The 392-nt window shown below is 64.8% G+C and carries 1 protein-coding gene; it reads right to left on the bottom strand.

Annotation, left to right across the window (positions count from 1 at the left end; translation table 11 throughout):
* Nucleotides 1-363: PLP-dependent transferase (locus tag ACODRZ_RS26865; RefSeq protein ID WP_488973205.1), on the bottom strand; the 363-nt coding region annotated here is incomplete at its 3' end.
* Between the last annotated feature and the right edge of the window lie 29 nt (nt 364-392).

Below are 392 nucleotides of genomic sequence, written 5' to 3'. Positions count from 1 at the left end.
CGCAAAGACGTTCGCCTGCGGTGAGCCCTCGGCATGAAACGGGGGATAGGCCACGGCTTCGACCTTGGGGTGGTCGCGCAGAAAAGCGGCGGCCACGGCAGCATTCGCGTTCGCCCGTTCCATGCGCAGTCCGAGCGTTTCGAGCGAACGACTGAGCATCCAGCTGCTGTGCGGATCCAGCTGCGTGCCAATTGCGCTGCGTAGTAGCCGGACTTCCCGCATGAGGGCCGCCGATCCCAGCGCGGCTCCTGCGACCAGATCCGAATGGCCGCCGACATATTTGGTCAGCGAATAGAGCGAAATATCGGCGCCGTGCCGCAACGGCCGCTGGAAGATGGGGCCAAGCAGGGTGTTGTCGCACATGAGAAGCGGGCGATGCCCCTGCTCCAGCG

It is taken from the genome of Novosphingobium sp. FG90 (assembly GCF_057808725.1).
This window is presented reverse-complemented; position numbering and strand designations above follow the sequence as displayed.